The sequence below is a fragment of the Paraburkholderia sp. D1E genome (genome assembly GCF_052682275.1).
The window spans coordinates 4,317,884-4,338,725 of the sequence record NZ_JBQYMB010000001.1 but is presented as its reverse complement, the minus strand read 5'-3'; the positions used below and the strand labels follow the sequence as shown (position 1 = coordinate 4,338,725).

At 62.2% G+C, this 20,842-nt stretch carries 17 protein-coding genes; 16 read left to right on the top strand and 1 reads right to left on the bottom strand.

The window, feature by feature from the left end; genetic code table 11:
• Nucleotides 1-1,077: 1,077 nt before the first annotated feature.
• From ACUN0E_RS19415 to pcaC, 5 genes are all read left to right on the top strand, one after another.
• Entirely contained in the window at nucleotides 1,078-1,782 is a 705-nt protein-coding gene (locus ACUN0E_RS19415; RefSeq protein ID WP_445567643.1) for a 3-oxoacid CoA-transferase subunit A, read from the top strand.
• 10 nt (nucleotides 1,783-1,792) lie between these two features.
• Nucleotides 1,793-2,452, top strand: coding sequence for a 3-oxoacid CoA-transferase subunit B (locus ACUN0E_RS19410; RefSeq protein ID WP_408228441.1), 660 nt, complete (start codon nucleotides 1,793-1,795; stop codon nucleotides 2,450-2,452).
• A 407-nt stretch (nucleotides 2,453-2,859) separates the two neighbouring features.
• Nucleotides 2,860-4,239: a 3-carboxy-cis,cis-muconate cycloisomerase gene (locus ACUN0E_RS19405; protein WP_445567642.1), complete on the top strand. Its 1,380-nt coding sequence runs from the start codon at nucleotides 2,860-2,862 to the stop codon at nucleotides 4,237-4,239.
• A gap of 5 nt (nucleotides 4,240-4,244) precedes the next feature.
• Nucleotides 4,245-5,036, top strand: a complete 792-nt coding sequence (pcaD, locus tag ACUN0E_RS19400) for a 3-oxoadipate enol-lactonase (RefSeq protein ID WP_408228435.1) — start codon at nucleotides 4,245-4,247, stop codon at nucleotides 5,034-5,036.
• Nucleotides 5,033-5,428 (top strand): 4-carboxymuconolactone decarboxylase, encoded by a 396-nt coding sequence (gene pcaC / locus ACUN0E_RS19395; protein WP_279227941.1) that lies wholly within the window; start codon nucleotides 5,033-5,035, stop codon nucleotides 5,426-5,428. Before pcaD ends, pcaC begins: the two co-directional genes overlap by 4 nt.
• Nucleotides 5,429-5,573: 145 nt before the next feature.
• Here pcaC and ACUN0E_RS19390 read toward each other — a convergent pair whose 3' ends face one another.
• On the bottom strand, nucleotides 5,574-6,275 hold the full coding sequence (locus ACUN0E_RS19390; protein WP_408228429.1) for a TetR family transcriptional regulator: 702 nt from the start codon (nucleotides 6,273-6,275) through the stop codon (nucleotides 5,574-5,576).
• Between the two features lie 383 nt (nucleotides 6,276-6,658).
• Here ACUN0E_RS19390 and ACUN0E_RS19385 point away from each other — a divergent pair, with 383 nt between their 5' ends.
• The 11 genes from ACUN0E_RS19385 (at nucleotide 6,659) to ACUN0E_RS19335 (ending at nucleotide 20,782) form a co-directional block, all read left to right on the top strand.
• Nucleotides 6,659-8,266 carry a 6-hydroxynicotinate reductase gene (locus ACUN0E_RS19385; protein ID WP_445567641.1) on the top strand — a complete coding sequence of 536 codons (1,608 nt, stop codon included), beginning with the start codon at nucleotides 6,659-6,661 and terminating at the stop codon, nucleotides 8,264-8,266.
• A 40-nt stretch (nucleotides 8,267-8,306) separates the two neighbouring features.
• Nucleotides 8,307-9,248 (top strand): UPF0280 family protein, encoded by a 942-nt coding sequence (locus ACUN0E_RS19380; protein WP_445567640.1) that lies wholly within the window; start codon nucleotides 8,307-8,309, stop codon nucleotides 9,246-9,248.
• Nucleotides 9,224-9,814 (top strand): amino acid synthesis family protein, encoded by a 591-nt coding sequence (locus ACUN0E_RS19375; RefSeq protein WP_445567639.1) that lies wholly within the window; start codon nucleotides 9,224-9,226, stop codon nucleotides 9,812-9,814. The genes ACUN0E_RS19380 and ACUN0E_RS19375 overlap by 25 nt, the downstream gene beginning before the upstream one ends.
• A gap of 113 nt (nucleotides 9,815-9,927) precedes the next feature.
• Nucleotides 9,928-10,512, top strand: coding sequence for an amino acid synthesis family protein (locus ACUN0E_RS19370; protein WP_408387963.1), 585 nt, complete (start codon nucleotides 9,928-9,930; stop codon nucleotides 10,510-10,512).
• Between the two features lie 18 nt (nucleotides 10,513-10,530).
• Nucleotides 10,531-12,471, top strand: a complete 1,941-nt coding sequence (locus ACUN0E_RS19365; RefSeq protein WP_445567638.1) for an ABC transporter permease — start codon at nucleotides 10,531-10,533, stop codon at nucleotides 12,469-12,471.
• Nucleotides 12,468-13,277, top strand: coding sequence for an ABC transporter ATP-binding protein (locus ACUN0E_RS19360; protein WP_445567637.1), 810 nt, complete (start codon nucleotides 12,468-12,470; stop codon nucleotides 13,275-13,277). The genes ACUN0E_RS19365 and ACUN0E_RS19360 overlap by 4 nt, the downstream gene beginning before the upstream one ends.
• On the top strand, nucleotides 13,274-13,987 hold the full coding sequence (locus ACUN0E_RS19355; protein ID WP_408520048.1) for an ABC transporter ATP-binding protein: 714 nt from the start codon (nucleotides 13,274-13,276) through the stop codon (nucleotides 13,985-13,987). Before ACUN0E_RS19360 ends, ACUN0E_RS19355 begins: the two co-directional genes overlap by 4 nt.
• 73 nt (nucleotides 13,988-14,060) lie before the next feature.
• Nucleotides 14,061-15,260 carry an amidohydrolase family protein gene (locus tag ACUN0E_RS19350; RefSeq protein WP_408387959.1) on the top strand — a complete coding sequence of 400 codons (1,200 nt, stop codon included), beginning with the start codon at nucleotides 14,061-14,063 and terminating at the stop codon, nucleotides 15,258-15,260.
• Between the two features lie 31 nt (nucleotides 15,261-15,291).
• Nucleotides 15,292-15,798 carry a (2Fe-2S)-binding protein gene (locus ACUN0E_RS19345; protein WP_445567636.1) on the top strand — a complete coding sequence of 169 codons (507 nt, stop codon included), beginning with the start codon at nucleotides 15,292-15,294 and terminating at the stop codon, nucleotides 15,796-15,798.
• The gene (locus ACUN0E_RS19340; protein WP_445567635.1) at nucleotides 15,795-19,406 is read left to right on the top strand and encodes a molybdopterin cofactor-binding domain-containing protein; all 3,612 of its coding nucleotides are present in this window, start codon (nucleotides 15,795-15,797) and stop codon (nucleotides 19,404-19,406) included. The genes ACUN0E_RS19345 and ACUN0E_RS19340 overlap by 4 nt, the downstream gene beginning before the upstream one ends.
• A 167-nt stretch (nucleotides 19,407-19,573) precedes the next feature.
• Nucleotides 19,574-20,782, top strand: a complete 1,209-nt coding sequence (locus ACUN0E_RS19335; protein WP_408228400.1) for an ABC transporter substrate-binding protein — start codon at nucleotides 19,574-19,576, stop codon at nucleotides 20,780-20,782.
• Nucleotides 20,783-20,842 lie beyond the last annotated feature (60 nt).

Below are 20,842 nucleotides of genomic sequence, written 5' to 3'. Positions count from 1 at the left end.
CGGGCACTTACTTCTCTTTGCCGGCCGCAAAGAGAAGTAAGCAAGAGAAAGCGGCTCACCCCGCTAATTCTTAAGCGGGTCCCCCGCGCAGCCACGGTAGTGGTGCATCTGGAATCCGCGCCCTCGCACATTCGGCGCCAGTGACAAGGGCATCATACTTCCGGCGGCGCTGCGCGCGCCGACGCGGTACCTCACCAAACCGGGTGCTTGTTGCCGATACTCGGGGTTATTTCATCGAACCGTGCGATGTTGCCGGCATCCGGCAAACCGTCAGCTATCGTCGCGCTCACGGCTACTTCATTGAACCACCAGGTGCCTCCGTTGAACCACCAGGTGCTTCCGGGAGTTAGGGGCACTGGTGGTCGCTAACCGCTTGATGCGCCCAGCGGCACTTCCAGATCCATCCGGTATTGTCAGCGCATCGCCGAGGCAAAGCCGATGGCTTTCGGCCAGGCAAAACGAATCAGGTGGTTCCGGGCGAACCCTTCCGGCGAGCGCGCAGTGCGAGGCGGGAAGCATGACTGCCTTGTCACCAAGGCAAAATGTGCGGGAACACAGATTCCAGATGCACCGCTACCGTGGCTGCGCGGGGGACCCGCTGAAGAATTAGCGGGGTGAGCCGCTTTCTCTTGCTTACTTCTCTTTGCGGCCGGCAAAGAGAAGTAAGTGCCCGCCCCGCACAGGGGCGACGCTAATAGACCAATAAGAATTCAAGGAAAGGCCAAAGAAGCCAGAGCAAGAAAAGGCCAACGCCACAGTCAAACACACGAACAAGCGCCGCACAGGCAACCAACTCAAGATCAACACCCCCAGCCGGGCAGGCAAAAAACCTATGATTAAGGGGAATCCCCCGCCTTGACAACCCGCCCAAAGCGCAACCATAATCTGCCAATCGTTCGCTAAACGAATCCATGTTCATATATAGAACAAATCGAAAGCGAACAAACCAAAGGCGCCAGCCCGCATCTCCAACCCGCGAGCCGCCGCCAGCACCGGCCCGGAGACCGTCCCGCCAAAGCCCCTGCCTGCCAAGGCAAAAAGCCCAGCGGCACGCAGCGCCCCAAAAGGAAATTCGACATGATCAACAAGATTTTCGAGTCACTTCAATCGGCGGTTGCCGATGTCCACGACGGCGCGACCGTCATGATCGGCGGCTTCGGCACGGCCGGCATGCCGTCCGAGTTGATCGACGCGCTCATCGAACAGGGCGCGCGCGAACTCACCATCGTCAACAACAACGCCGGTAACGGCGATATCGGCCTCGCGGCGCTGCTCAAAGCCAAACGCGTGCGCAAGATCATCTGCTCGTTCCCGCGTCAAACCGATTCGTATGTGTTCGACGCGCTCTATCGCGCTGGCGAAATCGAACTCGAACTCGTGCCGCAAGGCAACCTCGCGGAACGCATCCGTGCAGCAGGCGCAGGCATCGGCGGCTTCTTTACGCCCACCGCCTATGGCACCAAGCTCGCCGAAGGCAAGGAAACCCGTCTGATCGATGGCAGGCATTACGTGCTGGAGTCGCCGCTGCATGCAAACTTCGCGCTAATCAAGGCATTCAGGGGCGACCGCTGGGGCAATCTGGTCTATCGCAAGACTGCGCGCAACTTCGGCCCGATCATGGCGAGCGCGGCGAAAACGGCCATTGTGCAGGTGTCGAAAGTGGTGCCGCTCGGTGAGCTCGATCCGGAAAATATCGTTACGCCGGGCATCTTCGTGCAACGCGTGATCGAAGTGCCGCAAGCACCGCATCAAACCGAGCTTGCATCCGTGACCGCAGCCTGAGGAGACCGACATGAAAAAACTGACCCGCGATGAAATGGCCAAGCGCGTTGCCCAGGATATTCCTGAAGGCGCTTATGTGAACCTCGGCATCGGCGTGCCCACGCTGGTGGCCAACCACCTCGCTGCCGACAAGGAAATTTTCCTGCACAGCGAAAACGGTCTGCTCGGCATGGGCCCGGCGCCCGCCAAGGGCGAGGAAGACGACGAACTGATCAACGCCGGCAAGCAGCACGTCACGCTGCTCACGGGCGGTGCGTACTTCCATCACGCGGATTCGTTCGCCATGATGCGCGGCGGCCATCTGGATTTCTGCGTGCTCGGCGCGTTTCAGGTGTCGGAGAAGGGTGATCTGGCCAACTGGCACACCGGCGCGCCCGACGCGATTCCGGCAGTCGGGGGCGCCATGGATCTGGCGATCGGCGCGAAGCAGGTCTACGTGATGATGGAACACCTGACCAAGCAGGGCGAAAGCAAGATCGCCGCTGAGTGCACGTACCCGGTGACCGGTGTGGCCTGTGTCGACCGTATTTATACGGACATGGCGATGATCGACGTCACCGACAAGGGTCTCGTGGTGCGCGAGATATTCTCGGATATCGATTTCGATGCACTGCACAAACTGACCGGCGTGCCGCTGATCGACGGCACTCAAGCGGCTCGCGCAGCCTGAGCACAGGCGCGGCAGCCGTCAACATAGAGGCTGCCGCGGAGTCGAAATGCTGGCGAGGCGACGGCGACGCTTAAGCGGCAAGCGCAGCGCTGGCGACGTAGCGGCGAAGCTTGCGCGGCATCCGCAACGCGTGCGACGCAACGGGCAACGCTCTCTCGTGCCGCTACGTCACGCCAGCGTGCCGCCAGCCAAGTCTGGAGCACGCATCGGGCAAGCTTCATGCGCGTGGTCCGATGTCCTGGCGTCACGGCGAGGCGTCGCGTCGGCATGCGAAGCAGAATGCGCCGCAACGCCGCGTGCGGTACGCTCTCGATAGATAGCGCCTCGGGTGCGTCTTGGTGTGCCTCGCAGCACGCCCAGATCGCCGCGGCGAAACTTTCACTTTCGATTTCCTCATCGACGCCATCATGCTCGACTCCAGCGCCCGTCTGACCGGCCTTCTTTGCGGCACGCAGCCGATGAACGACATCTGGGCGCCGCGTGCCACGCTGCAACGGATGCTCGACGTCGAAGCCGCGCTCGCGCGCGCGTCGGCAGCCCATAACGTGATTCCGCACACCGCCGTGGCCGCAATCGAGGGCGCCTGCCAGGCCGATCAACTCGACGCCGACGCACTCGCGCGCGATGCGGCACTTGGTGGCAATCTCGCGATTCCCCTCGTCAAACAACTCACCGCGCGCGTCAAAGCGGCGGACGCCGAAGCGTCGAAATACGTCCATTGGGGCGCAACGAGCCAGGACATCATCGATACGGCGACGGTGCTGCAATTGCGCGACACCTTCGATCTGCTCGACAGCGGTTTGCAAGCCACGTGCGACGCGGTGGCAAAACTCGCGGCCACCCATCGCGCGACGCCGATGATTGGCCGCACCTGGTTGCAGCAGGCATTGCCCATCACGCTTGGCCTGAAATTCGCGCAATGGCTCGACGCGTTGCTGCGTCATCGCGAGCGGCTTGATGCGTTGCGTGTGCGTGTGCTGGTGCTGCAATTCGGCGGCGCGGCCGGCACGCTGGCGAGCCTGCGCGACGCGGCGCCGCAAGTGACGCAATCGCTGGCGCAGGAACTCAAGCTCGCTGTGCCCACCTTGCCGTGGCACACGCAGCGCGATCGCATCGCCGAAACAGCCGCGCTGTTCGGCATGCTGATCGGCACACTGGGCAAAATTGCGCGCGATATTTCCCTGCAAATGCAAACCGAAATCGACGAACTGGCCGAGCCCGCCGCGGCAGGCAAGGGCGGTTCGTCGACGATGCCGCACAAGCGCAATCCGGTCGGCTGCGCTGCGGTGCTGACGGCTGCGACGCGCGCGCCCGGACTGGTGGCCACGGTGTTCGCCGGCATGGTGCAGGAGCACGAGCGCGCGCTCGGCGGCTGGCAAGCCGAGTGGGACGCGCTGCCCGACCTCGCGCGCCTTGCGGGCGGCGCGCTCGCCAACATCGAACAGATTGCGGCGGGGCTGAACGTCAACGTGCCGCGTCTCGCCACCAATCTCGACGTCACGCACGGACTGATTCTCGGCGAAGCGGTGATGCTCGCGCTCGGCGACAGCATCGGCCGGCTCGATGCGCATCATCTCATTGAGCGTGCATCGAAAACGGCAATCGCCGAGCGCAAGACGCTCTTCGACGTGCTCTCGGCGGACCCCGCCGTGACCGAACATCTTTCGATCGAGCGCCTGAAACAACTGCTCGATCCGTCTCAATACGTCGGCCAGGCGCACGCTTATGTGGACGCTGCGCTGGCACTTCATCACACGCGCGCCAAACGCGCTACTTCCAAGGAGTAACCGGCATGCCCTACGCCGCAGTCAACGGTACCGAGCTTCATTATCGAATCGACGGTGACCGTCACGGCAATGCGCCGTGGATCGTGTTGTCGAATTCGCTCGGCAGCGATCTGTCGATGTGGACGCCGCAAGTCGCGGCGCTGTCCAGACACTTTCGCGTGCTGCGCTACGACACACGCGGTCATGGTCACTCGGAAGCGCCGAAAGGTCCGTACACGATCGAACAACTGACCGGCGACGTGCTCGGCCTGATGGACACGCTGAAGATCGCGCGCGCGAATTTCTGCGGTCTGTCGATGGGCGGTCTGACGGGTGTCGCGTTGGCCGCACGCCACGCGAATCGTCTCGAACGCGTCGTGCTGTCCAACACGGCGGCGCGCATCGGTTCGCCGGAAGTATGGGTGCCGCGCGCTGCGAAGGCACGCACGGAAGGCATGCTCGCACTGGCCGATGCTGTGTTGCCGCGCTGGTTTACCGCCGACTACATCGAACGGGAGCCGGTCGTGCTTGCCATGATCCGCGACGTGTTCGTGCACACCGACAAGGAAGGTTACGCATCGAATTGCGACGCCATCGACGCCGCCGATCTGCGCCCTGAAGCGCCTGGCATCCAGGTGCCGGCGCTGGTGATCAGCGGCACGCACGATCTGGCCGCAACGCCGGCGCAAGGCCGCGAACTGGCGCAAGCCATTCCGGGCGCGCGTTACGTCGAACTGGACGCCTCGCACATTTCCAACATCGAGAAAGTCGAGGCCTTCACGAAGACCGTGCTCGACTTCCTGACGGAGCAGAAATGAACGACGAAGACCGCTACGAAGCCGGACTCGGTGTGCGCCGTGCGGTGCTGGGCAGCGCGCACGTGGATCGGTCGCTCGCGAATCGCACTGATTTGACGGAAGAGTTCCAGAATCTGATCACCCGCTATGCATGGGGCGAAATCTGGACGCGCGAAGGGTTGCCGCGTCACACGCGCAGCCTGCTGACCATCGCGATGATGGTCGCGCTTAATCGCAGCGAAGAACTCGCACTGCATTTGCGCGCCGCGAAAAACAACGGCGTGACGCGCGAGCAGATCAAGGAAGTGCTGCTGCAAACCGCAATCTATTGCGGCGTGCCGGCGGCCAATTCGGCGTTTCATCTGGCCGATAAACTGTTCCGCGAAGACGACGCCGCGGCGGCAAAGCCGTAACGACGCTGCACGCGTGGCGCGGCACCGGCCACCGCTTGCCGCGCCGCCGCCGCGCCCCGTCATGACGTCGCCGTATTTCCCCACGGGAAAGAAGCGCATCAAAGCATGATGCGCAGCCTGGAGCCTACATCAGACAAAACGCGCTTCAGGCAATCCTGCTCTCATTCATCGCAGCGGTATCAGCCGACGGGTGCAAGCGCACCGCGCGCAACACCGTATCCTTGATGACCTCGCGCCAATGCGCGAGGGCGGCCTTATCCATCAGCGGTTCACCAAGAAACGCACCCAGTGTGTACTGATTGGCGTTATAGAAATAGCCGAGCGACGCGATCATCAGATACACATCACGCGCTTTGACGTCGCTACGAAAGACGTTTTGCGCCTTGCCCGCATCCAGTAACTTCTGCACGACCGAAATCGCATAGCCCGAAATCTCCTTCAGCTTTGACGATTTCTTCGCGTGCTTGCCCTGATGCAGATTCTCGCTCGATAGCAGCGTGACGAACTCGGGATGATCGAGGTAGTACTGCCAGACGAATTCGACCATCTGCTCGAGGCCGTGCACGGGATCGTCCAGATCGAGATCGAGCCTGCTTTCGGCCTCGTTGAACTGCGTGTAGATCGTCTCCAGAACTTCCACGAACAACTGTTCCTTGCTACCGAAGTAGTAATAAATCATCCGGTCGTGCGAACGCGCGGCCTTCGAAATACTTTCGACCCGGCCGCTTGCATAGCCTTGTTTTGCAAAGACCTTGATTGCCGCTTTGAGAATCTTGGCGCGCGTGTCTTGCGCCTGTTTCGCTCGGATGCCGATAGCGCCCGGCTTGCGGGCGACAGTGGGACTCATGGCGGTCTCGGATCTCTTTGTTTGCGTCAGGTTGAACGGCATGCGCCGCAGCCGCTAAGGCACGCTTGAGCACGGCGCGCCTTCATCATACAGCCCATATCACGCGCGACGAAATGCCCTGCACGATCGTGTGCTTCGGCGTAGATTGACTCGTGATTCATACGACGATGCCGCGCCGCAGCATTCCGCTGTTCGCCGGGAAACTCGTTGCGCAGTCTATTTTGATCGAGTAGATTTCAAGCATGTTTGGTGTAGTGAATACTACACGAACGGTGAGTGACCGCAACATGGAAAAATGCGGATCACGCGAAAACCCCTTTAAATACGGGCTATTCGTCAGCCGGGCAGGGCCGATTGTAATGTCGCCGTATGGGAACCCCACCATGACAGAACATACGAAGGTCGATTTCGGTGCAGAGCGCGTGGACGGTGACACCGCCTCGACGCCGGGTCCGACCGTGCTCGAGAAAGCGGTGCCGCGCAGCGAGCGGATGGCGTCGAACAAGATCGAATGCAATGCGTGCCCGGTGCTGTGCCAGATATCGGAGGGCCGTACCGGCGCGTGCGATCGTTATGCGAATGCGGAGGGACGTCTGATTCGCGTCGACCCCGTGGTGTTTCTGTCGCGCGCCGCGGGTTCGCCTGAAACGATCACAAACGGTGCGGATGCCACGGTCGAATTTGGTGCATCGTCCGAAGTGCACGATCCCGCTGCGGAACAGGCGCTATTCGTCACCGGCATTGGTGCATCGTCCACCTATCCCGACTACAAACCCGCACCTTTTATCGTTTCCTCGAAGCTCGACGATGTCGACATGATCACCGTCGTCACCGAGGGCATTTTCAGCTATTGCAGCTTCAAGGTGAAGATCGATACCGACCGCTTTCTCGGGCCGGAGCAATCGAACGTGCGTTGCCATGGCGAGATCGTCGGTCATGTGACCACGGCGGAGTATGGCTCGCAGATGCTGAGCCTCGGCGGTGTTCACCATCTGACTGGCGGCAGCAAGAAAGAAGGCCGCGTGACGTGCGACATGATGCTCGCACTCGGCAACAAGGAAGCGGTGGAGTTGACCATCGACGGCGGTGCGAGTCTGGTGATTCGCGCCGGCGCGGCGCCGATTGTCGACGGTGTCGAGGAGCGGCGTATGCGGGTGGGCTGCGGGTCGGCCACCATCGGCATCTTTGCGAAACAATGGTTCGGTCACGCGGATGAAGTGGTAGTGGTCGACGATCACATCACCGGGGTGCTCACCGAACACCAGGCGGGCCGCTGCCTGGGCATGACGCGCTCGGGGTTGAAGATTCGCGGACGCAAATCGACCCCGGGCCGCTATTTTCAGGTCGCGAATCCCGGCACCGGTTGGGGCGGCACCGATATTCAGGACCCGCTGGCGATTGTCGAAGGTTTCGATCCCGCCGTGGCGAAACCAGGCATGCGCTTGCTGATGGTGTCGACCACCGGCGAACATGCGCAGTGGTATGAACTCGATCAGGACCTCGTGCCGCGCATGGCGGCCATGCCGGACGCGGTGCGCCGCACGGTCGAACGAATTGGTGAGAACTGCGAGCCGTCGCTTGCGACGGTGCTGTTTCTCGGCGGCGCGGGCGGCAGCTTGCGAGCGGGGGCCACGGAGAATCCGGTCCTGCTCACACGCGCGATCAAACAGAAGCTGGTGAACGTAACGTGTGGTGGTGCACCGGCCTATGTGTGGCCGGGGGGCGGCATTACCGTGATGGTCGATGTTTCGCGCATGCCCGATCGATCGTTCGGCACCGTGCCGACGCCCGCGATCGTCGCACCGATCGAATTCACCATGACCTATGACGCGTATCGTGATCTCGGCGGCCATCTCGACGCGGTGCGTTCACTGGCAAGCGTGCTGGCGAACGGACCGGAACATACGGAAGGGGCGCCGCTCGCACGCAGGACCCTGGCGCGTAATCCGGACAATCCGTGGCCGCCCGCCATGCCGCCGATGCTCGGCTAACGGCCATAACGTGACCGATACGACGAATGCGACGAACACGATGAACGCAACCCGTACCCAACTCGATGCGGCCCGCTGGCATTGGCAGCATGGGCCCATCGATCTGATTCTCAGCGCGGACGGCGAGCCCCTGGCCGTGCAGGCTGCCTACGAGGCGTGCTGGGCGCGCTTTTCTGACGTGCTGCCTGAGCTGGTCGGCGAGTTGAGACTGCTGCGGCAACCTGTGCCGAGCCATGCGGCTCATAGCGATTGTGCGTTGAAAGGTCCAGTAGCACGCCGGATGTGGAACGCCTGCCATCCTCACCGTGCGCGCTACATTACGCCGATGGCGGCCGTGGCAGGCAGTGTCGCAGACGAATTGATCGCGGCGTTCGCGCGGGAAGGCGTATCACGTGCTTTCATCAACAATGGCGGCGACATCGCTCTATATTTGACGGAAGGACAACGATACCGCGTGGGTGTGTTTGCCGATCTGGCAGAGTTCTCCGGTGCGAGGCTGTCAGGCGATCTGCCTTTAGACGCAAACCTGACGCTCGACGATGTCACCCCGATTCGCGGTATCGCGACAAGCGGATGGCGCGGACGCAGCTTCAGCCTTGGCATTGCCGACAGCGTGACCGTGCTCGCCCGCAACGCCGCCACCGCCGACGCCGCCGCGACGGTGATCGCCAACGCCGTCAATCTGGACCATGCGGGCATCGTGCGCAGGCCGGCTTCCTCGCTGAAGGACGATAGCGATCTCGGTGACATGCTCGTGACCGTCGACGTGCCGTCTTTACCGCAACCGTTGATCGATTTCGCGCTGGCGCGTGGTGCCGACGCCGCGCAGCGTTTACAGAAGCAGGGTTTGATCGAAGGTGCCGCGTTGTTCCTGCAAGGGCGCGTGCGAGTCACCGGTGGTGCTCGTCAGAATGGCGCGTTGTTTACGCATCACGCGCAGATAACTACGGAGGCTCCGTGTTCGAAATACGCCGCGTGCTGACGCACGTCGAAGACATTTTCCACGAGTTCGGCCCTGCGCCCGCGCAGCCGTTGCGGCGCGGCGCGATTGCCGCGGTGATGACGAATCCGTTCGCCGGCCGCTACGAAGCCAGAATCGAACATGGCATGGAAGCGCTCAAGCCGATCGGCTTCGACATGGCGCAACGGCTGCTCGCGGCGATGGCCGTGCCGCACGCGTCGATCGAAAGTTACGGCAAGGGTGCGATCATCGGCTCGCGTGGCGAACTGGAGCATGGCGCGTTGTGGCATGTCCCAGGTGGCTATGCGATGCGCGAATTGCTGGAGAAGAACGGGGTGCCGACGAATGCCATCGTGCCGTCGACCAAGAAAGTCGGGGCGCCTTCCACCGCACTCGATGTACCGCTGACGCACGTCAACGCAAGCTACGTGCGCAGCCACTTCGACGCGATCGAAGTGCGTGTGCCCGGTGCACCCGCCGCGGACGAACTGGTATATATCCTCGTGATGAGCACGGGCCAGCGCGTGCATGCGCGTGTCGGCGGCCTGGCGAAAGAGGCGATTGTGGGTAAGGACGGCTTGCGCTGAGCGGCGCCTTGATCCACGCAATGCGCTGAAGCGTTGAATTGAAGCGCTGGCCGAAGCAATTAGCTGAAGCAGTCAGACAGTACAAGTACACGAATCGAATCCCGGAGATCGAAATGGCAATCAAGCTTCGCAAGCTGGTCGTGCAGGTCGATGAAACACGCATTGAAATGGGGCAGACTATCGAGCCGCCAACACGCCGTGCAGTCGCCATCGCGGTGATCGACAATCCCTATGCGGGCCGTTATGAGGCCACGCTGGACGCACTGATCGAAGCCGGTGAGGAACTGGGCGCGCTGCTCGGCAACAAATGCGTCGAAGCGCTCGGCATCAAGCCTGGCGAAGCGCAAAGCTATGGCAAGGCGGCGATCGTCGGTGAAGCCGGCGAACTGGAACATGCGGCTGCGATCCTGCACCCCAAGCTCGGTGCGCCACTACGGGTAGCGGTCGAAAAGGGCGCGGCGCTGGTGCCGTCGGCGAAAAAAATGGGCACACTCGGCACCGCGATCGACGTGCCGTTGGGCCACAAGGACGCTGCCTTCGTGCGCAGTCATTTCGACGCAATCGAAGCGCGCGTGTCGGACGCGCCGCGTGCGAATGAAATCGTCGTGGCGGTTGCGGTGACGGCTTCCGGCCGGCCGCTGCCACGCATTGGTGGCTTGCAGGTGAGTGAGATCAAGGGCGAAGACGGTTTGCGTTGAGTTCTTTCAAGGGTCGCGATGCTTTCGAATTTGCTGGTACAGCTGGTCAACGGACTCGCCGACGCGTCGACGCTGTTTCTCGTCGCCGCTGGTTTGTCGCTGATCTTCGGCGTGACGCGCATTGTCAACTTCGCGCATGGTTCGTTCTATATGTTCGGCATTTATGTCGCGTATAGCATTGCGAGCCGCTTTGGCCACACGACGGGTGGCTTCTGGCTGTCGGTGCTGGCTGCCGCGCTGGTGGTCGCCGTGCTCGGTGCGCTGGTCGAAATGATCGTGTTGCGGCGCATCTACCAGGCGCCCGAGTTGTTTCACCTGCTGGCCACGTTCGCGCTGGTGCTGATTTTCCGCGACGCCGCGCTGTGGCTGTGGGGCCCGGAAGACCTCTTCGGTCCCCGCGCGCCGCATCTGGCAGGTGCAGTCGATTTTCTCGGCCACCCGCTGCCGACCTACGATATCGCGCTGATCGTGATCGGACCGGTGGTGTTGCTGCTGCTCTGGTATGCGTTGACGCGTACGCGCTGGGGCACGCTGGTGCGTGCCGCGACGCAGGATCGCGAGATGCTCGGTGCGCTTGGCATCAATCAGGCGTGGCTGTTCACCGGCGTGTTTTTTGTCGGTGCGTTTCTCGCCGGGTTGGGCGGTGCGCTGCAAGGACCGCGAATGTCGGCGAATCTGTCGCTGGATCTGGAGACCATCGGCAATGCGTTCGTCGTCGTCGTGGTCGGCGGGATGGGGTCGATTCCGGGTGCGTTCGTCGCGGCATTGCTGATCGCCGAGATCAAGGCGTTGTGCATCGGTATCGGCCATGTGTCGGTGTTCGGTATCGATCTGTCGTTGAGCCGCTTTACGCTGGTCGCGGAATTTGTCGTGATGGCGGTGGTGCTGGTAGTGCGGCCCTGGGGTTTGCTAGGGAAGGCGAGCGCCGCGGTGCGTGGCATGGCCGCGCCTGAAGCGCCATTAAGGCCCGCTGGCAAGCGCCTGAAGTGGTTGGCGGCAATCGCATTGTTGGTGCTGGTACTCGCGCCGCTTGCGGCCAATGCATTTCCTTACATGCCGGTGCTGCTGGTTGAAATCCTGATCGCCGTGCTGTTCGCAACGAGTCTGCATTTCATCATGGGCCCCGGCGGCATGCATTCGTTCGGCCACGCGGCGTACTTCGGCCTGGGCGCATACGGCGCCGCGCTGTTCCTCAAAGTTCTGAATCTGCCGATGGAAGCCGCGTTGCTGCTCGGCCCCCTGCTCGCGGTGGCGGGCGCGCTCGTGTTCGGCTGGTTTTGCGTACGTCTCTCAGGCGTCTACCTGGCGATGTTGACGCTCGCATTCGCGCAGATCGTCTGGTCGGTCGTGTTCCAGTGGGACGACGTGACGGGCGGCAGTAACGGCATTCTCGGCTTGTGGCCGTCGAACTGGCTGTCGTCACCAGTCGCCTTTTATTATCTGACGCTCGCCTGCGCGGTGATCGGCGTGTGGTTGCTGCGCAAGATGCTGTTCTCGCCGCTGGGCTACGCGATGCGGGCATCGCGCGATTCGGTGCTGCGCGCCGAGGCGATCGGTATCGACGTGAAACGCGTGCAGTGGGCGGCCTTCGTCGTCGCGTCGCTGTTTTGTGGACTCGCCGGATCGCTTTATGCCTTCTCCAAGGGGACGATCTCACCGGAGGTCATCAGCGTGAGCCGTTCAGTGGATGGCCTCGTGATGGTGCTGCTCGGCGGTTTGCAGACCTTGACTGGCCCGATCGTCGGTGCAGCCGTGTTCACGTGGCTGCAGGACACCGTCGCGCGGCAAACCGATTATTGGCAGGCATTGCTGGGCTTCGCCATTCTGCTGCTGGTGATTGCGTTTCCACAAGGCATCGTCGGTTTTATTCGTGAACGTTTTGGCGACGACACGGTGGATAAGGCTGAAGAGCGTTCTTCGTCGCCATCGCAAGGTACCGCGATCAAGGAGGGGCTATGAGCTTGCTGCGCGTCTCTGGCCTCTCCAAGTCGTTCGGCGGGCTGAAAGCGGTCGACGATGTTTCCTTCAACCTGGAAGCCGGTCAGCTTCTCGCGCTGCTGGGTCCGAATGGCGCGGGCAAGTCGACCTGCTTCAACATGGTTAATGGCCAACTGCAGCCGTCGTCCGGTTCGATTCGCCTCGACGATCATGAACTGGTCGGCATGCGGCCGCGCGATATCTGGCGGCTGGGTGTCGGCCGCACGTTTCAGATTGCCGCGACCTTCAATTCGATGACCGTGCTCGAAAACGTGCAGATGGCCTTGGTCTCGCGTGAACGAAAAACCTTCGGTTTGTGGAAACCGGCGGGCTCGCGCTACGCCGGGGAAGCCATGACGCTACTCGAACAGGTCGGCATGGGTGCCGACGCGAATCGCGCTTGCGGGGTGCTCGCATATGGCGACGTCAAGCGTGTCGAGCTGGCTATCGCTTTGGCGAACCACCCGAAGCTGTTACTGATGGACGAACCGACTGCCGGCATGGCGCCAAAGGAGCGCAACGAGTTGATGGCGCTGACCAAGCGTCTCGTCACGGAGCACAAAATTGGTGTGTTGTTTACCGAGCACAGCATGGACGTTGTATTCGCGTACGCCGATCGCATGATCGTGCTCGCGCGCGGCAAGCTGATCGCAGAAGGCGACGCCGAAACGATCCGTAACGACGCACGCGTGCAGGAAGTCTATTTCGGCACCGGCAAGACCTTTCAGCCACGCGCGCCGCTGCATGAAGCGGCAGGCGGTCATCAAGGGCAAGGAGCGCGGCAATGAGCGAGCCAATGCTGAAAGTCTCCGGTCTCAATGCGTTCTATGGCCGCGCGCACATTCTGTTCGATGTCGGCCTCGAAGTTGGCCGCGGCGAAGTGGTCGCGCTGATGGGCCGCAACGGCGCCGGCAAATCGACGACGATGAAAGCGGTGATGGGTTTGCTGCCGCGCCGCCAGGGCGAAGTGCGTTTTCGCGGGCAAAACATCACGGCGTGGCCACCGTACCGTATCGCACGCATGGGCATGGGTTTTGTGCCCGAGGACCGCCGCGTGTTTTCCGATCTGACCGTGATGGAGAACCTCGATACAGGCCGCCAGCCACCACGCGAAGGCGCGCCGCAATGGACGCCGGAAAAGCTGTTCCGGCTCTTCCCCAATCTTGGCGAAATGCCGAAGCGCCCAGGCGGCCAGATGAGCGGCGGCGAGCAGCAAATGCTCACCGTCTCGCGCACGCTGATGGGCAATCCGTATCTGGTGCTGCTCGATGAACCGTCCGAGGGCGTCGCGCCCGTGATCGTCGAGCAGATGGCGAACATGATTCTCGAACTCAAGCGCGAAGGGTTGTCGATTCTGTTGTCAGAACAGAACCTGCACTTCGCCGAGCTGGTCAGTGACCGCGCGTATGTCCTCGAAAAAGGACAGATCCGCTTCAGCGGCACGATCGGTGAACTCGCAAAGAACGAAACAGTGAGGCGCGCTTATCTGAGCGTGTGATTCCATCGGCGCATGAAGCGTGCAGGGTGTGCGCGCATGCCGCGCCGGGCAGTCGTTGCGAAAGGAGAGGCAGATGGCAGCAGAGACGTTGACAGGCTTGTCGGGCAAGGTCGCGGTAACGAACATTGGTTTGCTGTTATCCGGCGACATCGACCAGCCGATTCTCGACGCGAATACGCTGGTGATCGAAGACGGCGTGATCGTCGCGATCGGCCGCGAGAAAGATTGCGACCTCGAAGGCGCGCGAACGACGGTCGACTGCAAAGGCACCGCGGTTGCCCCTGGCCTGATCGATTCGCACGTGCATCCCGTGTTCGGCGACTGGACGCCGCGGCAGAATCAGATGGGCTGGATCGAATCGAATCTGAACGGCGGCGTGACGACGATGATCTCCGCCGGTGAAGTGCACTTGCCTGGCCGTCCGAAAGACGTGGTCGGCGTCAAGGCGCTTGCGATCACCGCTCAACGTTCGTTCGAAGGAATGCGCGGCGCGGGTGTCGGTGGCGGCGTGAAAGTGATGGCGGGTGCGCCGGTGATCGAGAAGGGCATGGTCGAGGAGGACTTCAAGGAGCTCTCGGAAGCGGGTGTGAAGCTGCTCGGCGAAGTGGGTCTCGGCAGTGTGAAGGGCGGCGAGGAAGCGGGGCAGATGGTCGCGTGGGCACGCAAGTACGGCATTCAAAGCACGATTCACACAGGCGGCCCGTCGATTCCCGGCTCGGGCCTGATCGATAGAGACGTGGTGCTCGCGGCGGACGCGGACGTGATCGGCCATATCAACGGCGGCCATACGTCGCTGTCCTATCGGCATGTCTGCGATCTGTGCGAGCAATCGAGCCGCGCGCTGGAGATCGTTCACAACGGCAACGAGCGAATCGCGTTGCTCACCGCACGTCATGCGATCGAATTGAAGTGTCCGCATCGGATCATTCTCGGCACCGATAGCCCGGCGGGTTCCGGCGTGCAGCCGCTCGGCATTCTACGGATGATCGCGCTGATCTCCAGTCTCGCCGACATTCCCGCTGAAATCGCCTTCTGCTTCGCGACCGGCAATACCGCGCGGCAACGCAATCTGCGGCAAGGGTTGATCGAAGTGGGCCGTCCCGCCGACCTCGTCTTCATGGACCGCGCGCAGCACACGGCTGCCGATACGCTGCTGGAAAGCGTGCAGCTCGGCGATATCCCCGGGGTCGGCATGGTGATGATCGATGGTTTGATCCGCTGCCGGCGCAGCCGCAATACACCTCCGGCGACTGAAGTGCCGGTGGTGCTTTGAACGCGCGCCGCACGGCGTGGCCGGTATGGTCATGAACCGTCCGGCGCCGCTTACGCTGCGCGTCAACGGTGCGACGCATCTCGTCAGCGCAGCCGCTGACACGCCGCTGCTTTATCTGCTGCGTAACGACCTCGCATTGAACAGTCCGAAATTCGGCTGCGGACTCGGCGAGTGCGGCGCGTGCACGGTGCTGCTCGACGGCATGCCGACGCGTTCATGCGTGACGACCGCCAAGGTCGCATTGGGACGTGAGATCACCACGCTCGAAGGGCTGGGCACACGTAACGCGCTGCATCCGGTGCAGCAGGCGTTTATCGAAGAACAGGCCGCGCAGTGCGGCTATTGCCTGAACGGCATGATCATGACCGCCAAAGCGTTGCTCGATCGCGATCCGGATCCGAGTGTCGAGACGATCCGGCGTGAACTGTCACGCAATCTCTGCCGCTGCGGCACGCATGTCGAGATCGTGCGCGCGGTACAGCGCGCAGCGGTTTTGCTCGCCATGCAACCGGTGCTGGATCCGGGAGCGCGCGCATGACCGGGCCGGATTTCAGTGTCGATCGCCGGGCCGCGCCGCCGTCGCGGCAGCAGCTCTATGACGCGCAGAATGTGCTGATCGTCACGCGGCCGCCGCAAGCGCCGGTGCGAGCGGCGGTTGGGCAGCCAGGGTCGCGGTCCTCGTTCGTGCCGACGGAGGCGGACATGTTTCTCGTCGTGCGCGACGACGGCAGTGTGGTCGCGTTCAATGGACATGTCGACCTGGGCACCGGTATCGGCACGGCGCTCGCGCAGATCGTCGCGGAAGAACTCGACGTGCCGTTGACGCGTGTATCGATCGTGCTTGGAAACACGAACGAAGCACCGAATCAGGGACCCACGATTGCGAGCGCCACGATCCAGATTTCGGCCGTGCCATTGCGGCATGCGGCGGCGCAGGCGCGACAGTTTCTACTGACGGAAGCTGCGCGACGTCTGAGCGTGAGCGCTGACATGCTCGATGTGCGCGATGGTGTGGTTGTGCAGCGCGAGGGCGACACCACAAAGGGCATGAGCTACGGCGAATTGGTCGCCGGGCGGCGCGTCGAATTAACGCTCGCCACCGATGCCCCGTTGAAATCGCCAGACGCGTATAAGATCGTCGGCAAGAGCACGCCACGCGTCGATATCCCGGCAAAGGCAACCGGTGAATTGAGTTTCGTGCATGACGTGCGCGTGCCGGGCATGCTGCACGGCCGCGTTGTGCGGCCGCCTTATGCGGGTGTCGCGCAGGGCGACTTCATGGGCAATAGTCTGCTGCATGTCGATGAAGATTCCATCAGTGACTTGCCCGGCATCGTCAAGGTCGTGGTGATTCGCGATTTCGTTGGCATCGTGGCTGAGCGCGAAGAGGTCGCGCAGCAGGCGGTGAAGCGGTTGAATGTGCGGTGGAAAGCAGTAGAAGGTTTGCCGCCGCTCGAGACCAGCGAGGAAGTGGAAGCTGCGCTCAGAGCGAATCCGTCCAACCGGCGCGACCTGGTGATCGAGGGCGATGTCGACTCGGCACTCGCTCAGGACCCGGCTCGAACGCTGGAACGCACCTACGTCTGGCCGTTTCAGATGCATGCGTCGATTGGACCGTCGTGCGCGGTAGCCGACTACCGCGATGCGAAGCTGAAAATCTGGTCGGGCACGCAGAATCCCCATTCGTTGCGTGCCGATCTCGCCTTGCTGATGGCGCTGGACGAAGCGCACATCGAAATCGTGCGCATGGACGCGGCGGGTTGTTACGGCCGCAATTGCGCGGACGATGTCGCCGCCGACGCCGCGCTGCTATCGCGTGCAACCGGCAGTCCGGTGCGCGTGCAACTCTCGCGCGAAGACGAGCATGCGTGGGAACCCAAAGGCGCCGCGCAATTGATGGATGTGCGCGGCGCTTTGAGTGCGGAAGGCGAGCTCGCTGCCTACGATTTCGCGACGCGCTATCCGTCGAACGATGCCCCCACGTTAGCGCTGCTGCTTACCGGAACCATCTCCGCGCAGCCGCAAGTATTCGAAATGGGCGATCGCACGGCCGTGCCACCATACGATTACCGGACCATGCGCATTGTCTGCGACGACACGCCGCCAATCGTGCGGGCGTCGTGGCTAAGAGGCGTGTCCGCTTTGCCGAACACGTTCGCACATGAGTCCTTCATCGACGAACTCGCAGTGGAGGCGGGTGTCGATCCCGTTGCGTTTCGGCTGAAACATCTCACTGATCCGCGTGCGATCGACCTCGTCAAGGCCGTGGCCGAGAAAGCCGGCTGGCAAGCGCGTGACATCGCTTTGAAAGACGCGCAGGAAGAGGGCGACATTGTGCGCGGCAGAGGCTTCGCTTACGCTCGCTACGTGCATAGCAAATTTCCCGGCTTCGGCGCGGCATGGTCCGCCTGGGTCGCCGACGTCGAGGTGAATCGCAGGAGCGGCGAGCTTGCTGTGACGCGCGTGGTGGTCGGCCAGGACACAGGCACGATGGTGAACCCGGACGGTGTGCGTCATCAGATACATGGCAACGTGATTCAGGCGACCAGCCGAGCGCTGAAAGAGCGCGTGACATTTGGCGAGAACGCGGTGACAAGTCAGGAGTGGGGCGCCTATCCGATCCTGACGTTCCGCGAAGTGCCGGTGATCGACGTGGTGATGATGCCGCGTCACGGCGAGCCGCCGATGGGCACCGGCGAATCGGCGTCGCTGCCTGGCGCCGCGGCGATCGCCAACGCGCTGTATGACGCGACAGGTGTGCGTTTTCGCAGGCCGCCGTTCACACCGGAGACCATTCGCGCCGCGCTTGCCGATGCGCAAGCGGAAGAAGCGGCCGCGCGCAAAAAGAAGCGCTGGCGGCTCGGCTTGCTTGGCACTTTCGCCGCGGGCGCGGCCGGTTGGCTGGGGGCGCTGGCGATGTCGCCGCACGCTATTGCACCGATTATGCCGCCGCTCGCGAGCGCGTTTGCGCCCGAACTGGTGGCGCGCGGCAAACTGCTTGCATCGCTGGGCAATTGTGCGGTTTGCCATACCGCGCACAACGGCGTGCCGAATGCGGGCGGCAAACCGCTTGCTACGCCATTCGGCACCGTCTACAGCACCAACATCACGCCCGATGGGCAGACCGGCATCGGGACATGGTCGCTCGACGCATTCGTGCGGGCAATGCGGCAAGGAATCAGCCGCGACGGGCACCGTCTGTATCCCGCGTTCCCCTACACGTCGTTCAAAAACACGTCCGACGACGATCTGAAAGCGCTTTACGCGTACCTGATGGCGCAAACGCCGGTGCGTTCCCGTCCGCCGGAAACGAAGCTGGCGTATCCATTCAGCGTCCGTCCGTTGATGGCCGTATGGAACGGGCTCTTTCTCGGACGCAATACGTTTGCCGTTAGCGCGACGCAAAGTACGCAATGGAATCGCGGGGCGTATCTGGTGAACGGCCTCGGCCATTGCAGCGCCTGTCATACCCCGCGCAATGCATTCGGCGCCGAGAAAACCGGCGCGGCGTTCATGGGCGGCGGCATGGCGGAGGGATGGGAAGCGCCCGCGCTGTCGACGCTTTCCAACTCACCCGTGCCCTGGAGTGAGGACGAACTGTTCAGCTATCTGCGCTATGGGCATGCGCCCCTGCATGGCGTCGCGGCCGGGCCGATGGCGCCGGTTGTCAGCGATCTGGCGGCGCTGCCCGACAGCGACATTCGCGCAATGGCCACGTATCTGGCGTCTTTGAGTCCCCTGGAGCCGAACGCGGATCCTGTCGCGATGGCGCGTCAATACGAGCAGGCCAGCACGATTACGGGTACGGCAACGGGCCTCGGCGCACGTCTCTTCGATGGTGCGTGTGCCGCCTGTCATCACACCGGTAGTGGGCCGCAATTGTTTGGCGCGCATCCGTCGCTGGCGCTTAACACGAATCTGCACAGCACGACGCCTGATAATCTGATTCGCGTGATTCTCGATGGTATCGGCTCGCCTGCGCGCCCCGAACTCGGTACGATGCCGGCTTACCGTGACAGTTTCAATGATGCCCAGGTCGCCGAGCTCGTGTCGTACCTGCGTCAGCAATTCGCCGGCGGCAAGCCGGCATGGGAGGGCGTCACGGCAAACGTCGCCAGAATCCGTGCGACGCCGCGGGCGGAGTGAAATCGCCAAACGCATCGCAGCAGGGTTTGCAGCATCACTCGCAGCACCATTTGCAGCACGACTCGCAGCACAACTCGCAGCACGGCTCGCTGAACGAATCGCGAAATGCTTCAACGCTTGATAAAAACGACCGCATTCCCGCAATCCTTTTGATAACGGAGAAACGCATGACCACGCGCGCAGGATGGATCTCTCGCCTCACGGTTTCAACGGTTCTATCGCTTGCTGCTTTTGGCGCGAGCGCACAGCAGACCATCAAGATCGGGGAAATCAACAGCTACAAGGCGCAGCCCGCCTTTCTCGGGCCTTACAAGAACGGCTGGAATCTCGCGCTCGAGCAGGTGAATGCGGCAGGCGGTGTGCTTGGTAAACAACTCGAAGTAGTGTCGCGCGACGACAACGGCAATCCGGGCGACACGATCCGCGTCGCGCAGGAGTTGATTGCGCGTGAGCAGGTGCAGTTGCTGTTTGGCGGTTTCCTGTCGAACACGGGTCTCGCGCTGACCGATTTTGCGAAGCAGAAGAAGATTTTCTTCCTCGCGGCCGAGCCGTTGACTGACAAGATCGTTTGGGCCGATGGCAACAAATACACGTACCGTCTGCGTCCTTCGACGTATATGCAGGTAGCGATGCTGGTGCCCGAGGCGTTGAAGCTGAAGAAGAAGCGCTGGGCGCTGGTGTATCCGAACTACGAGTACGGGCAATCGGCGGTGGCCACGTTCAAGAGGCTGATGACGGCGGCGCAGCCGGACGTGCAGTTTGTCGCCGAACAGGCGACGCCGCTGGGCAATGTCGATGCGGGCGCGGTCACGCAGGCGATTGCCGATGCGAAGCCGGATGCGATTTTCAACGTGCTGTTCGGCGCGGATCTCGGCAAGTTTGTGCGTGAAGGCAATACGCGCGGTTTATTCAAGGACCGGAGTGTGGTTTCGTTGCTGACGGGCGAGCCGGACTATCTCGATCCGTTGGGTGCGGAGGCGCCGACTGGCTGGATCGTGACGGGTTACCCGTGGTATTCGATCGATACGGCTGCGAACAAGAAGTTTGTCGATGCGTATCAGGCGAAATATCATGACTATCCGCGGCTTGGGTCGGTGGTGGGGTATTCGGCGTTGATGTCGATAGCGGATGGGATCAAGAAGGCTGGGTCTACGGATTCGGATAAGCTCGCTGCCGCGTTCAAGGGGCTTGGGGTGGAGACGCCGTTTGGGTCGATCACTTATCGGGCGCAGGATAATCAGTCGACGATGGGGGCTTTTGTCGGCGTGACAGGGCTCAAGGATGGCAAGGGCGTGATGACTTCATATCGGTATATTGACGGCGCTAGTGTGCAGCCGTCGGATGCTGAGGTTAAGAAGTTGCGGCCTGCTGAATGAGGTGGGGTTTTGCCTTTTGCGGCGGCATTAGGGTGGTTTTTTTGGGTTTGGATTTTTTGG

Bases quoted from the DNA above. Each gene is read 5' to 3' on its own strand.
- ACUN0E_RS19390 (WP_408228429.1), bottom strand. From the start codon at position 6,275: ATGAGTCCCACTGTCGCCCGCAAGCCGGGCGCTATCGGCATCCGAGCG.
- ACUN0E_RS19365 (WP_445567638.1), top strand. From the start codon at position 10,531: ATGCTTTCGAATTTGCTGGTACAGCTGGTCAACGGACTCGCCGACGCG.
- ACUN0E_RS19385 (WP_445567641.1), top strand. From the start codon at position 6,659: ATGACAGAACATACGAAGGTCGATTTCGGTGCAGAGCGCGTGGACGGT.
- ACUN0E_RS19410 (WP_408228441.1), top strand. From the start codon at position 1,793: ATGAAAAAACTGACCCGCGATGAAATGGCCAAGCGCGTTGCCCAGGAT.
- ACUN0E_RS19405 (WP_445567642.1), top strand. From the start codon at position 2,860: ATGCTCGACTCCAGCGCCCGTCTGACCGGCCTTCTTTGCGGCACGCAG.
- ACUN0E_RS19370 (WP_408387963.1), top strand. From the start codon at position 9,928: ATGGCAATCAAGCTTCGCAAGCTGGTCGTGCAGGTCGATGAAACACGC.
- pcaC (WP_279227941.1), top strand. From the start codon at position 5,033: ATGAACGACGAAGACCGCTACGAAGCCGGACTCGGTGTGCGCCGTGCG.
- ACUN0E_RS19340 (WP_445567635.1), top strand. From the start codon at position 15,795: ATGACCGGGCCGGATTTCAGTGTCGATCGCCGGGCCGCGCCGCCGTCG.
- ACUN0E_RS19380 (WP_445567640.1), top strand. From the start codon at position 8,307: ATGAACGCAACCCGTACCCAACTCGATGCGGCCCGCTGGCATTGGCAG.
- ACUN0E_RS19345 (WP_445567636.1), top strand. From the start codon at position 15,292: ATGAACCGTCCGGCGCCGCTTACGCTGCGCGTCAACGGTGCGACGCAT.
- pcaD (WP_408228435.1), top strand. From the start codon at position 4,245: ATGCCCTACGCCGCAGTCAACGGTACCGAGCTTCATTATCGAATCGAC.
- ACUN0E_RS19355 (WP_408520048.1), top strand. From the start codon at position 13,274: ATGAGCGAGCCAATGCTGAAAGTCTCCGGTCTCAATGCGTTCTATGGC.
- ACUN0E_RS19350 (WP_408387959.1), top strand. From the start codon at position 14,061: ATGGCAGCAGAGACGTTGACAGGCTTGTCGGGCAAGGTCGCGGTAACG.
- ACUN0E_RS19360 (WP_445567637.1), top strand. From the start codon at position 12,468: ATGAGCTTGCTGCGCGTCTCTGGCCTCTCCAAGTCGTTCGGCGGGCTG.
- ACUN0E_RS19335 (WP_408228400.1), top strand. From the start codon at position 19,574: ATGACCACGCGCGCAGGATGGATCTCTCGCCTCACGGTTTCAACGGTT.
- ACUN0E_RS19415 (WP_445567643.1), top strand. From the start codon at position 1,078: ATGATCAACAAGATTTTCGAGTCACTTCAATCGGCGGTTGCCGATGTC.